The sequence below is a fragment of the Alteromonas sp. NFXS44 genome (assembly GCF_040148705.1).
Classification (GTDB): domain Bacteria; phylum Pseudomonadota; class Gammaproteobacteria; order Enterobacterales; family Alteromonadaceae; genus Alteromonas.
Genome location: NZ_JAGDEA010000011.1, coordinates 85,736 through 98,992, shown reverse-complemented (window position 1 = coordinate 98,992; position 13,257 = coordinate 85,736). Strand labels below are relative to the sequence as shown.

Here is a 13,257-nt window from a genome sequence, read left to right as displayed (position 1 = left end):
GGACGCTTCAGCCCTGACCCTGACGCAGTGATGCCAGCAACTGTGCAAGATGCTGGCTGCCAAGGCTTGCCGCTTTACGCATATTACGCTCGTAAATTGCGGATGATTCGTCCTTGTTCTTCATGGCCTCTTCAATATCCTTTTCACGGATAATGTGCAGCACCGGCCAGGGACTCCGGTTCGTAAAATGGCTGGCATCATCCGGGTCCTCTCCTTCGAAAAGATAATCAGGATGAAAACTGGCCAGCTGAAACTCGCCGCTGAAACCGGATGCGTCCAGCAGGCGCTCCGCCATGCCCAGAATGTCGAGATAATCGTCGAAATCATTGCCACAGCGATAGAAAATAACCAGTGTCGTAGCTATTTCCGGTGACTCACGCAACGTCTGGCAAGCCTGATAAACGGTTTCAAGGATGTCTGCAGGATTACCGGAATCATCCACTTCGTAGCGGATCAGGTCCGGTGTGAAAACGGGTTTGGCGAAAGGGCAGAAGTTGTAGCCTATCACTACTTTTTCTACCCAGTCGCGGGTGGCGGCAGCCACCCTCTGATTGTCTGTCATGAATGGTACTTAACGTACGCTTCCAGCGTGTTTTCAATCAGGCTGGCAACAGTCATAGGGCCTACGCCGCCCGGTACCGGCGTGATCCAACCCGCGCGGGTCTTCGCGTTTTCGAAATCAACATCGCCAACCAGAGAACCGTCATTCACCCGGTTGATACCCACATCAATCACAATCGCACCGGGTTTAATCCAGTCACCGGGAATGAAGTTGGGTTTACCCACAGCCACAACCAGCAAGTCTGCACGGCTGACGTGGGCTTTTAAATCCTGTGTAAACTTGTGGCAGGTTGTCACAGTGCAGCCGGCAAGCAGTAATTCCAGACTCATAGGACGACCAACGATATTACTGGCACCCACAATAACCGCGTCCAGGCCTTTTACAGGACGCTTTGTGGCAGCAATCATGGTCATGATACCTTTAGGCGTACAAGGACGCAGAGCAGGGATACGTTGCGCCAGGCGACCAATATTGTAAGGGTGGAAGCCGTCAACATCTTTGTGCGGCTCAATACGTTCCAGTACACGTTCAGCATTGAGACCGGCAGGCAGCGGCAATTGCACAAGAATGCCGTCGATTTCAGGATCCTGATTGAGTTGATCTACCACAGCCAGTAATTCTTCTTCACTGGTGCTCGCCGGTAAATCAAAAGAACGGGAAACAAACCCGACTTCTTCACAGGCTTTACGTTTATTAGACACATATACTTGTGAGGCAGCATCACTGCCTACCAGTACAACGGCCAGACCGGGACAACGCTTTCCGGCTTCTTTTAAAGATTCAACGTAGCTTGCTACGTCCTGGCGAACTTGTTTGGCAATGACTTTGCCATCAATCAGGTGGGCACTCATGAATGTGTTCTTCTCATTTCATTACGTTAACCCTTATATTGTTTCACAACTTACAACACCTTGCCAAAGTGAAAATGCGCTTAAAAGATCAGCGGATTGGTCAAAAAAACAGACGATTGCGCGTAATCTGAGCGGTTAGAATTTTTATTGAAAAAAGTGTTTGACGGGATGGGATGTTGGCTATAGTATTCGCACCCCGTAACGGCAGGGAACATTAACTGCCTTACACAGTCGGTGAGTGGCGCAGTTTGGTAGCGCACTTGGTTTGGGTCCAAGGGGTCGCAGGTTCAAATCCTGTCTCACCGACCACTATTGCAAGCTTCGATTCGTCGGGCGTCCGTAGCTCAGCTGGATAGAGCAACGGCCTTCTAAGCCGTGGGTCGCAGGTTCGAATCCTGCCGGACGCGCCATCGGTGAGTTCGCAGGAAATACTGACAAGATGTCAGTATTCGGGTAGACTTAAGAAGTTTGTAATTGCACTCTCTGTGGTGGGCGTAGCTCAGTTGGTAGAGCCCCGGATTGTGATTCCGGTTGTCGTGGGTTCAAGTCCCATCGTCCACCCCAATTTTCCTTCAGGGAATGTGAGTGCAACATATCTTTAGCCGGTTATGCCGGTGTCTTTTGAAGCATTTCTCACGTCTTCGAAATACTCAGTTCGGTGAGTGGCGCAGTTTGGTAGCGCACTTGGTTTGGGTCCAAGGGGTCGCAGGTTCAAATCCTGTCTCACCGACCATTATTTATTCCCAATAATATCCTTAATTGTCATCACCTGATGATAAATGTCCCGTTATCTCCGGTTTTTCCTGTTATTTGTTGCTAATCCCTCTCGACTCTGTAAAAACCTGCTTGTATACTACCGCGTCTTTTTTTAACCAATGTGTTTAAACAATGGTTTAACACTGTTGAATAACACTCCCTCTAAACCCGGTGTAACGCGCCGATATATGGCAAGGACGGGAAGGGGATTCAAACAAAGCGTCACTTTAAGACGCACAGTTGAGGTAACATAATGCAAGTTTCAGTCGAGACGACCCAGGGTTTAGAACGCCGTCTTACTATTACCGTTCCAGCAGATTCTGTTGATTCTGCGGTTAAAGCGCGTCTTCAACAATTATCAAAAACGCAACGCATTAACGGTTTCCGTCCTGGTAAAGTACCAGTAAGCGTAATCCAGAAACGTTTTGGCGCTGCTGTGCGTCAGGAAGTAGCTGGTGACGTAATGCAACAGAATTTCTATCAGGCAATCGTTCAGGAAAAAATTAACCCTGCCGGCATGCCTTCTTTTGAACTGGTTAAAGATGAAAATGGCCAGGATTTAGAGTTCGTTGCGGCATTTGAAGTGTATCCTGAAGTTGAAGTTCAGGGCGTTGCAGACATCGAAATTGAGAAGCCAGTGGTTGAAATTTCCGACGCTGACCTCGATAACATGATGGAGACGCTGCAAAAGCAACACGCTACGTGGAAAGAAGTTAAGCGTAAAGCGAAGAAAGACGACCGTGTAGTAATCGATTTTGTTGGTAAAATTGACGGTGAAGAATTTGAAGGCGGTAAAGCAGAAGACTTTACCCTTGAGCTTGGCCAGGGTCGCATGATCCCTGGCTTCGAAGAGCCGCTGGTAGGTGCTAAGAAAGACGAGGAAGTGACTGTAGAAGTGACTTTCCCTGAAGACTACCATGCAGAGAACCTGAAAGGTAAAGCTGCAGTATTTGACGTTACCGTTAAGAAAGTAGAAGGTAAGCAATTGCCGGACGTTGACGACGAATTTGCTAAGCTGTTCGGTGTTGAAGAAGGCGGCGTTGACGCGCTGAAAGCGGAAGTGCGTAAAAACATGGAACGCGAACTGACTCAAACGCTGAAAACAACCGTAAAAGAAGATGTTATTTCTAAGCTGATCGAAAAGAATGAATTCGACGTGCCAAAAGCACTGATCGATCAGGAAGTAAATGCACTGCGTGAACAGGCAAAACAACGTTTCAGTCAGCAAGCTGGTGGCCAGAACATGCCAGAACTGCCTGCAGAACTGTTCACTGACAATGCAACCCGTCGCGTACGCATCGGTTTACTGCTGGGTGAAATCATCAAGCAGAACGAACTGAAAGCAGACGATGAAAAAGTAATGCAATTAATTGAAACATCAGCGTCAGCTTATGAAGATCCTCAGGAAGTTGTGGACTATTATAAAGCTAACGAAGAACTGATGAACCAGATGCGCAATGTTGCACTGGAAGAGCAGGCCATCGACTGGGTATTAGAAAATGCTAAAACTCAGGAAGTGACCAAAGCTTTTGACGAGGTTATGAACAAACAGGCGTAATTTATTACCCTCTGATTGACTTAACCTGTCAGCAACTGCTTAAATGCTCGGAACCTTCCGGGCATTTTTGTTTTTAACGCTAAGAAATCAAGGTAGATATGATAAACCCATTTGAACCACAAGATGCATTGGTGCCTATGGTCGTCGAGCAGACGTCTAAAGGTGAACGTTCCTACGACATTTATTCCCGTCTGCTAAAAGAAAATGTGATTTTCTTAGTGGGTCAGGTTGAAGACCACATGGCGAACCTCATCGTCGCGCAAATGCTTTTCCTTGAAGCTGAGAATCCGGAAAAAGATATTTATCTTTATATAAACTCTCCGGGTGGTTCTGTGACGGCAGGTATGGCGATTTACGACACCATGAATTTCATTAAGCCTGACGTAAGCACGGTTTGTATTGGTCAGGCGGCCAGCATGGGCGCTTTCCTGTTATCAGGCGGTACCAAAGGGAAGCGTTTCTGCTTACCTAACTCACGGGTAATGATTCACCAGCCGCTGGGCGGATTCCAGGGACAGGCATCGGATTTTGAAATTCACGCGAAAGAAATTCTTTCCATTAAAGAAAAAATGAATCGTCTGATGGCCGAACATACTGGCCAGGATTACGAAAAAGTTGCAAGGGATACAGACCGGGATAACTTCCTGAGTGCAGCAGAAGCCAGGGATTATGGCCTGATCGATCAGATTTTAACAAATCGATCTGACGCAGCCGCCACTAAGTAGTATAGTTATAGTAATCCTGAACTCGTGTACCCGCACGATTTTCGTTTGTTCAGGAAAGGCAGAGGCAAAGAGTAATGAGTGACAAGCAGAACGGTGACGGTGATAATAAGCTTTTATACTGTTCCTTTTGTGGCAAAAGCCAACATGAAGTCAGAAAGCTGATTGCGGGACCGTCCGTTTTTATTTGCGATGAGTGTGTTGAATTATGCAACGACATTATTCGTGAAGAGATTAAGGAAATTGCACCAAAGCAAAAGCAGGATGCACTTCCTAAACCACAAGAAATTCATGCACACCTTGATGACTATGTCATTGGTCAGGAACACGCAAAGAAAGTGCTGTCGGTAGCGGTGTATAACCACTACAAGCGCCTGCGAAATGGTGATGTGCACGAGGGCGTTGAGCTGGGTAAGAGTAATATCCTGTTGATTGGCCCTACTGGTAGCGGTAAAACGTTACTGGCTGAAACTCTGGCCCGTTTACTGGATGTGCCGTTTACCATGGCCGATGCCACCACCCTGACCGAAGCCGGTTACGTGGGTGAGGACGTTGAAAACATCATTCAGAAGCTGTTGCAGAAGTGCGATTACGATGTAGAAAAAGCCCAGCGCGGTATTGTCTACATTGATGAAATCGACAAGATTTCCCGTAAGTCTGATAACCCTTCTATTACACGTGATGTGTCAGGGGAAGGTGTTCAGCAGGCGCTGCTGAAACTGATTGAAGGCACGGTTGCATCCGTTCCGCCACAAGGTGGACGTAAGCATCCTCAGCAGGAGTTCCTGCAGGTAGACACGTCTAAAATCCTGTTTATCTGTGGTGGTGCGTTCGCCGGTCTGGATAAAGTGATTGAGCAGCGTGCGAATAAAGATACCGGAATCGGTTTCGGTGCGTCGGTGAAGTCTAAAGAAAGCAAGCAGGAACTCAGCGATCTGTTCAAGCGGGTAGAGCCTGAAGATTTGGTGAAATACGGATTAATTCCGGAGTTCATTGGTCGTTTGCCGGTAGTGACCAGCCTGGAAGAATTGAACGAAGAAGCCCTGATTCAGATCCTCCGTGAGCCGAAGAACGCCATTACTAAACAGTACGGTGCGCTCTTTGCTATGGAAGAAACTGAACTGGAGTTCCGTGACGATGCATTGCATGCAATTGCAAGAAAAGCGATGCAACGTAAAACAGGTGCCCGTGGTCTGCGTTCTATCGTTGAAGCAGTGTTGCTCGATACCATGTACGATTTGCCTTCAATGGAAAACGTATGCAAAGTGGTTATCGACGAGTCTGTGATTAAAGGCGAATCTAAACCTATTCTGATGTACAAGAACGAAGAGAAGAAAGCGGTCTCTGAGTGATTGTCATGTAAGATAAAGAAAAAGGTCCTTCGGACCTTTTTTGTTATCTGTCACCGGGTCGTCCGGCATCCGGTTAGCCGCAATTACCGTGAAAGGGCAGTGCTGTTACAAGGTGTCATCGATGGTGACTTCACCGGTCAGTGAACTGTAATAGACGGAAAACGCCGGTTGTGCCTGCAAAATAAAGGTGCAGGTACCGTCTGCATAGGTGGCCTGGTAGTCCGCCGAGGTATCTTCTGCAACCGTGGGGCTGCCGCTGGCAAGCAAGGCATTCCATAACGATGTGCAATCCCAGGCGTTGTCCGTTACCGGGCTGGCTTCATACGGCGTATAGCTCTGTGCAGGCCAGCCATACTGATTAAAATCAATGACGTTTTGTCCGTTGCCGAACACATCCAGATTATCCACTGGCCCCGTGTGACCACCGGCACGCCACTTTAAACGGGCCAGATTAATAGCAGAAGCAAAGGCCGCTCCCACACCCTGAACACTGGCCGCCTGAGCGTCATCCTGAAGATCGATGAAGCGGGGCGCTGCGGTGACTGCCAGTACGCCGAGAATAACAATAACAATAACCAGCTCAATGAGCGTGAATCCGGAATTTGATGGAGATGATGTCATAACAAGTTTCACTGCAATCTTGATATCTTTGAAGAATAAGATTTTAACTGTATTTTTTCCAATTTCTTGAGCATAACAGGTTTATTTTATTGGGAATAGTTATCATTTGTAATAAGCAATAACCTGCCTTCGTCGTATATTTGTACAGTCGTTTGACTTTGCTCTGCTCTCCGGCACAAAAAGGTTGCACCATCATTAAAAATCGATAATGGTAAAAGTAACAAGGTTTAACACAGGATTGATTGAACTTTGCCTGTGCATCCCCATATCAATTCACATTTGAACAATACAGAGAACACGTATGACAGTTGAGCGTGAAGATCGCATTGAGATCCCCGTACTTGCCTTACGGGACGTAGTCGTTTATCCCCATATGGTCATACCGCTATTTGTTGGCAGGGAAAAGTCCATCCGTTGTCTTGAAGCAGCGATGGAAAATGATAAACAAATCTTTTTAGTTGCCCAGAAGGACGCCAGTGTTGATGAGCCTGAATCTGATGATATTTTTCAGGTGGGCACATTAGCCACTATTCTGCAGTTATTGAAACTGCCTGACGGCACAGTGAAAGTGCTGGTTGAAGGTAATGTTCGTGGTGAAATTCATCAGTACGAGCAGGCTGAGCCATTCTTCGTGGCGCTAGTCAGTCGTGTTAAAGATGAGCTACTGCCTGATAATGAGCAGGAAGTACTTATTCGCTCTGCGGTATCCCAATTCGAGGGATACGTAAAACTGAATAAGAAGATCCCGCCGGAAGTGTTAACCTCGCTTAATGGCATTGATGACGCTGCCCGTCTCGCCGATACCATGGCTGCTCATATGCCGCTTAAACTGGCTGAGAAGCAGAAGGTACTGGAAATGAAAGGCGTGAACGAGCGTCTTGAGTACCTGATGGCGCTGATGGAAGGCGAAATTGATTTGCTGCAGGTCGAAAAGAAAATTCGTACCCGCGTGAAAAAGCAGATGGAAAAAAGCCAGCGCGAGTATTATCTGAATGAACAGATGAAAGCCATTCAGAAAGAACTGGGTGAACTGGATGATGCTCCGGACGAGTTTGAGGCGCTGAGCAAAAAGATTGAAGAAGCGAAGATGCCTAAAGATGCCGAAGATAAGGCACGGGCTGAGTTGCAGAAACTGAAAATGATGTCTCCCATGTCGGCAGAAGCCACCGTGGTGCGCAGTTATATTGAATGGCTGACCAATGTTCCCTGGCATAAGCGCAGTGCAGTGAAGAAAGATTTGTCACTGGCTGAGAAAGTACTGGATGCAGATCACTATGGTCTGGAGAAAGTAAAAGAGCGCATTGTTGAATATCTGGCGGTACAGAAACGGGTTAAAAAGTTGAAAGGTCCAATCCTTTGCTTAGTAGGTCCTCCGGGCGTGGGTAAAACCTCGTTGGGTCAGTCAATTGCCAAAGCCACCGGACGTCAGTACGTGCGTATGGCATTAGGCGGGGTGCGGGATGAAGCAGAAATTCGTGGTCACCGTCGTACTTACATCGGTTCTTTACCGGGCAAACTGATTCAGAAAATGGCCAAAGTAGGGGTGAAGAACCCACTCTTCCTGCTTGATGAAATTGACAAAATGTCTTCTGACATGCGTGGTGACCCGTCATCGGCGCTGCTTGAGGTATTAGATCCTGAACAAAACAGCAGCTTCAGCGACCATTATCTTGAAGTCGACTACGACCTGTCTGATGTTATGTTTGTGGCGACCTCAAACAGCATGAATATTCCCGGGCCATTGCTCGACCGGATGGAAGTGATTCGTCTGTCGGGTTACACCGAAGATGAGAAGCTGAACATTGCGACACGTCATCTTATTTCCAAACAGATGGAACGTAACGGCCTTAAAGCCAAAGAGCTGGATATCACAGAATCCGCCATCATCGGCATGATTCGCTACTATACCCGCGAAGCGGGTGTACGAAGCCTGGAAAGAGAAATTTCTAAAGTTTGCCGTAAAGCAGTAAAAGATATTCTGCTGAGTAAGAGCAAAGACAAAGTCGTTGTGACGCAGGATAACCTGAAAGACTATCTGGGCGTGCAGCGTTTTGATTATGGTAAAGCGGATAAAGATAACCAGATAGGGCAGGTGACCGGCCTTGCATGGACACAGGTAGGCGGAGACTTGCTGACTATCGAAACCACTGCGGTGCCCGGTAAAGGCAAGATGACCACCACCGGTTCTCTGGGTGACGTGATGCAGGAGTCCATTCAGGCGGCGATGACTGTAGTAAGAAGCCGTGCTGAAAAACTACGCATCAACGAAGACTTCTATGAAAAGCGTGATATCCACGTACACGTGCCTGAAGGTGCCACGCCAAAAGATGGTCCGAGCGCCGGTATTGCAATGTGCACCGCACTGGTGTCCACGCTCACAGGTAATCCGGTGAAATGTGATGTTGCCATGACCGGTGAAATTACCCTTCGCGGAGAAGTGCTGGCAATCGGCGGATTAAAAGAGAAGCTGCTGGCTGCACACCGTGGCGGTATTAAAACTGTCGTCATTCCACACGAGAATGAACGTGATTTGGAAGAAATTCCTGAAAACGTGAAAGCGGACTTGTCTATCCATCCGGTTAAATGGATTGATGAAGTACTCGATATTGCTCTGCAGGAGCCTGTTGAGTCTTTTAAAGTTGTCGCTAATAAGTAACGGTAGAAATTGGCTGCATACCAGTAAATTCGCGGGATGTAGCCTTTTTTTGAACTGTTTGCTTAAAAAACACCCATTACAGCCCCAAATTAACCTTTTTTTTTAAATTTAGGGCTTTCAACTGTCAGAAGTTGTGTTACCTTTACTACGTACTCGCTTGAAGCCTTGTCTCTAAAGGGATTGCAGCGATTCATTAAACGTTAATTAATTGTAACACTTAGCTTGATTGTCGAAATCAAGCTTGTTATAACGTTCTGAAGACAATCACTGTTTTCGGACAAGAGTATAATAACAATCGAAGGGGATCATAATTGTGAACAAGTCTCAACTCATCGACCAAATCGCTGCTGGTGCAGATATCTCTAAAGCTGCTGCAGGCCGTGCATTAGATGCATTCACTGATGCAGTTACCGCAGCGCTTAAAGAAGGTGATCAGGTTGCACTGGTAGGTTTCGGTACGTTTGCGGTTCGCGAACGCTCAGCGCGTAGTGGCCGTAACCCACAAACTGGTGAGACTATTCAAATCGCAGCTGCTAAAGTTCCTTCTTTCAAAGCTGGTAAAGCTCTGAAAGACGCTTGTAACTAAGCAGAAAAAGATTCGATAAAAGGCGATGGTCAGTACCATCGCCTTTTTTATTTCTCCTGCCCGCATTTTCCGATGTCACCCAACTCTATCTATTGGAATTCAACGGATTTCCTGCAAATTGACTGACGGGATTATCGCCTTTGGCACGGGGAATCGATATAATCTGCCATATTTTTCCGGTGAGTGTTGAACAAAGCCGGAGCGAAGCAGTAAGCAACGGAGTTGAAAGTAAGTCATGTTAGAGAGAATCCGAGAAGGTTCGCAAGGCCCGTGGGCAATGATTATCATTGGTCTGGTCGTGCTGAGCTTTGTTTTTGCCGGTGTAGGGAGTTACCTGAACAGTTCCGGTGAAACTGTCGCCGCCACTGTAAATGGCGAAGAAATTGGTCTTAATGAGCTGGAGCGTGCTTATCAGTCACAGCGCAGCCGTATGGAATCACAATACGGTGAGAGCGTATCAGCGCTGTTTGCTGATGAAGGTTACATGCAGCAATTCCGCCGCGGTGTACTGGACAGCCTGATTGACGAAAAGCTGGTTGAGCAGAAAGCCCGCGAATTAGGTTTACGTGTGGGTGATGATCAAATCCGTGACACCATTCGCAGCATGCCCGAATTCCAGCTTGGCGGACAGTTTAACAATGACCGTTACCTGGCTCTGTTACGTCAGAACGGTTACCAGCCATCAGATTTCCGCAATTTCCTGCGTACACAGTTAACCCGTGAACAGTTGACACGCGCTCTTGGCGTGTCTGATTTCGCCCTGCCCGGTGAAGCCCGCCGTGTATTTGACTTACAGGCTCAGACCCGCGATGCCCGCTATGTCGTAGTGGACGCAGCGCCTTTTGCTGACGAAGTTGAAATTTCTGATGCTGACATTCAGGGTTATTATGATGCCAACATCACTTCGTTTGATACTGAAGAAAAAGTCAGCGTGGCCTATGTCAAATTGTCAGTCGATGATTTGAAAGGCGACGTGACGGCATCTGACGATGATGTATCTGCGTGGTACGAAGAAAATAAAGACCAGTACCGAGATGAAGAACAACGTCGTGTCTCGCATATTTTGATTGAAACCGGCGATGATGAAGAGGCTGCAAAAGCGAAAGCAGAAGCATTGCTGGCAGAAATTAAAGGTGGTACAGACTTCGCAACCGTGGCAGAAGAAAATTCTGAAGACAGTTTCTCTGCTGAAAATGGTGGTGATCTTGATTACATCACGCCCGGCATGATGGACGACGCTTTCGACTCAGCGGTGTTCTCACTTAAGAATGTGGGTGATGTGACAGATGTCGTGAAAACAGAGTTTGGCTTCCATATCATCAAACTGACTGATCTGAAGCCTGAAACCATTAAGCCTTTCAGTGACGTTGCCGGGGAAATCCGTGACAACCTCATCACTGAAAAAGCCACTGACCGGTTCTATGAACTTCAGTCCCGTATGGCAGAAGTCGCCTTCGAAGTACCGGATACTCTGGATGAAGTGGCAGCCATTGCCAATACATCGGTTGAGACTACCCCGCTGTTTACCCGTAATGACGTACCAGCCGAAATTGATAACCCGCAGGTTGTCAGCGATGTATTTTCGCCGGAACTGATTGAAGAGCAGGTGAACAGTGATCTTATCGAACTGGATGCCAGCACCGTGATGGTAGTCCGTGTTAACGAACATGAGGCACAACGCACTAAGTCACTGGATGAAGTAAAAGAGTCTATCACTGCGTCTCTGCGCAGCGAGAAGGCGCAGCAGGCTGCGCAGGACTGGGCGGAAGCTCAGCTGGCTCAGCTTGAAAGTGGTAATGATATTGCTGACTCTCTGTCAGCCCGTTCACTGGACTGGGAAACCGTTGAAAACGTGAATCGTGGTGATCAGCAATTACCACGTAATCTGCTTGATACCCTGTTCACTCTGGCGCCGGCTGAAGGCAAATCCCGCCGTGTGGCCCTGTTAGGCAGTGGCGACGTAGCACTGATTGAACTGACTGCAGTACATGCGCCTGAAGCGGCGGATGATGCAACAGTTTCTGCCATCCGTCAGCGTCTGGCGCAGGCGAACAGCCAGTCTACCTATGCAGCTTTTGTTAAAGCGCTGCGTGATGAGGCTGATGTTACCCTGGGTACGGCCCGTTAAACGACATTTGCTGAATCACAGAAGGTGCGCTTTGCGCACCTTTTTTTTGCCACCGGCAGAACCGGTATATAAGGACTTTTAATGCGTATTCTTCACGCCTATGCAACGCGACTTCCGTTACCGGCTAAAAAGTACGGTGGCACGGAAAGGGTTATCTGGTCACTGGCTCAGGCTCAGATGAGGCAAGGTCATGAAGTCAAATTCCTGGCCCGCAATGCCGGTGAACTGGCCTCACAGACATTGAAATATGACCGTGATAAGCCGGTCAGTGAGCAAATCACAGACTGGCCTGATGTGGTGCATTTTCACTGGCCTTACGAAGGTGAGCTGGATAAACCGTTCCTGTGCACCGAGCATGGTAATGCAGGGGAAGCCAGAACTTATCCGCAGAATACGGTTTTCCTTTCGGAGAAACACGCGTCTAATCACCATGCCAACTGTTACGTTTATAACGGACTGGACTGGCGGGATTATGGTGAGCCTCATACCGGTAAGCCGGATAATTATTTTCATTTTCTCGGCAAGGCCCGCTCTGCACTGAAAAACCTGGACGGTGCTGTCCGCATTGCCGGCAACGTCAATGAGAAGCTGGCTGTGCTGGGGGGAAACCGGTTTAACTTCGGCAGAAATCCGTATTTCGATTTTCACCTTCACACCCGTTTCAAGGGGATGGTGGGCGGAGAGGAAAAGCACAGGTTAATCCGGCGCTCAAAAGGACTTATTTTTCCCGTACGCTGGCATGAGCCTTTCGGGCTGGCGATCACAGAAAGTTTGTTCCTGGGAACACCGGTATTTTCTACACCCTACGGCTCATTGCCTGAACTTATCAACAATGCTGATGTAGGTTTTTTGTCGTCAAGTTACAAAGAGCTTGAGCAGGCTGTTGCTCAGGCAGACAGTTTTTCCCGGCAGGCCTGCCACGAATATGCCCGAGATGTGTTTAATGCTGAAGTGATGGAACAGCGTTATTACAAGCTTTACGAAGAGGTGATTAACGGTCACGTGCTGAATGATGCACAACCTCACGCCACGGGGAATGTATCAGAAATTCTCCCAATGACGGATTAACCTCCTCTGCCAGCCTGCGGAACAGAATTTTAATGTTCCGCTTATTCCCGTTTTTCCGGACAGCTACATCCTTATCAAACCCTGTGTGTCAAAAACATCATCAGGGTATAAAACGCCGCGATGACCGCAGACAGCACCAGAATATAAATAAATCCCTGTTTACCCTGGGCGAGTGTCCATTTATTAGCTTTCAGATAGGCAAACCAGAGCAGGCTGAGTAGAAGAGGGATCAGTACAATTATCTTTATCACGGGTAATCTTTTCCTTGTGTGTTGCAATTATGATGCGGAAAAACGTCACTATTTTCCAGTCATTACTCTTATATCTACATTAACTACTGATTTTATTAACAAATGTGTAATGGCCTGCCAATTGCTTACATCTCTTATAAGCAGAA

11 protein-coding genes and 4 tRNA genes are annotated in these 13,257 nt (G+C 47.6%); 11 read left to right on the top strand and 4 right to left on the bottom strand.

Annotated features, from left to right (window positions below; translation table 11 throughout):
* Positions 1–7 precede the first annotated feature (7 nt).
* A complete protein-coding gene (locus tag J3369_RS14240; RefSeq protein ID WP_349588029.1) occupies positions 8–562 on the bottom strand; it encodes a DUF1415 domain-containing protein in 555 nt (184 codons plus the stop codon).
* Positions 559–1,413: a bifunctional methylenetetrahydrofolate dehydrogenase/methenyltetrahydrofolate cyclohydrolase FolD gene (folD, locus tag J3369_RS14235; RefSeq protein WP_119501988.1), complete on the bottom strand. Its 855-nt coding sequence runs from the start codon at positions 1,411–1,413 to the stop codon at positions 559–561. The genes J3369_RS14240 and folD overlap by 4 nt, the downstream gene beginning before the upstream one ends.
* Before the next feature lie 232 nt (positions 1,414–1,645).
* Here folD and J3369_RS14230 point away from each other — a divergent pair.
* From J3369_RS14230 to clpX, 7 genes are all read left to right on the top strand, one after another.
* Positions 1,646–1,722 (top strand) — tRNA-Pro (locus tag J3369_RS14230).
* A gap of 24 nt (positions 1,723–1,746) precedes the next feature.
* Positions 1,747–1,823: transfer RNA gene (locus tag J3369_RS14225), tRNA-Arg, on the top strand.
* A gap of 78 nt (positions 1,824–1,901) precedes the next feature.
* Positions 1,902–1,977: transfer RNA gene (locus J3369_RS14220), tRNA-His, on the top strand.
* A 92-nt stretch (positions 1,978–2,069) separates the two neighbouring features.
* Positions 2,070–2,146, top strand: a tRNA-Pro gene (locus J3369_RS14215).
* A gap of 276 nt (positions 2,147–2,422) precedes the next feature.
* Positions 2,423–3,727 (top strand): trigger factor, encoded by a 1,305-nt coding sequence (tig, locus tag J3369_RS14210; protein ID WP_303573062.1) that lies wholly within the window; start codon positions 2,423–2,425, stop codon positions 3,725–3,727.
* Between the two features lie 98 nt (positions 3,728–3,825).
* Positions 3,826–4,452, top strand: a complete 627-nt coding sequence (gene clpP, locus J3369_RS14205) for an ATP-dependent Clp endopeptidase proteolytic subunit ClpP (RefSeq protein ID WP_119501986.1) — start codon at positions 3,826–3,828, stop codon at positions 4,450–4,452.
* A 74-nt stretch (positions 4,453–4,526) separates the two neighbouring features.
* Positions 4,527–5,801: an ATP-dependent protease ATP-binding subunit ClpX gene (clpX, locus tag J3369_RS14200; RefSeq protein ID WP_303573064.1), complete on the top strand. Its 1,275-nt coding sequence runs from the start codon at positions 4,527–4,529 to the stop codon at positions 5,799–5,801.
* A gap of 105 nt (positions 5,802–5,906) precedes the next feature.
* On the opposite strand, the gene J3369_RS14195 is transcribed toward clpX, so the two are convergent.
* A complete protein-coding gene (locus tag J3369_RS14195; protein ID WP_349588024.1) occupies positions 5,907–6,422 on the bottom strand; it encodes a prepilin-type N-terminal cleavage/methylation domain-containing protein in 516 nt (171 codons plus the stop codon).
* 301 nt (positions 6,423–6,723) lie between these two features.
* On the opposite strand from J3369_RS14195, the gene lon reads away from it, so the two are divergent.
* The 4 genes from lon (at position 6,724) to J3369_RS14175 (ending at position 12,860) form a co-directional block, all read left to right on the top strand.
* Complete coding sequence (lon, locus tag J3369_RS14190) at positions 6,724–9,078, top strand: endopeptidase La (RefSeq protein ID WP_349588022.1); 2,355 nt, start codon at positions 6,724–6,726, stop codon at positions 9,076–9,078.
* Between the two features lie 313 nt (positions 9,079–9,391).
* Positions 9,392–9,664: a nucleoid-associated protein HU-beta gene (gene hupB, locus J3369_RS14185; protein ID WP_119501982.1), complete on the top strand. Its 273-nt coding sequence runs from the start codon at positions 9,392–9,394 to the stop codon at positions 9,662–9,664.
* 235 nt (positions 9,665–9,899) lie between these two features.
* Positions 9,900–11,792, top strand: a complete 1,893-nt coding sequence (gene ppiD / locus J3369_RS14180; RefSeq protein WP_349588020.1) for a peptidylprolyl isomerase — start codon at positions 9,900–9,902, stop codon at positions 11,790–11,792.
* A gap of 81 nt (positions 11,793–11,873) precedes the next feature.
* Positions 11,874–12,860: a glycosyltransferase family 4 protein gene (locus tag J3369_RS14175; protein WP_349588018.1), complete on the top strand. Its 987-nt coding sequence runs from the start codon at positions 11,874–11,876 to the stop codon at positions 12,858–12,860.
* 74 nt (positions 12,861–12,934) lie between these two features.
* Here the strand turns inward: J3369_RS14175 and J3369_RS14170 are convergent, their stop codons facing one another.
* Positions 12,935–13,111, bottom strand: coding sequence for a hypothetical protein (locus J3369_RS14170; protein WP_181013630.1), 177 nt, complete (start codon positions 13,109–13,111; stop codon positions 12,935–12,937).
* Positions 13,112–13,257 lie beyond the last annotated feature (146 nt).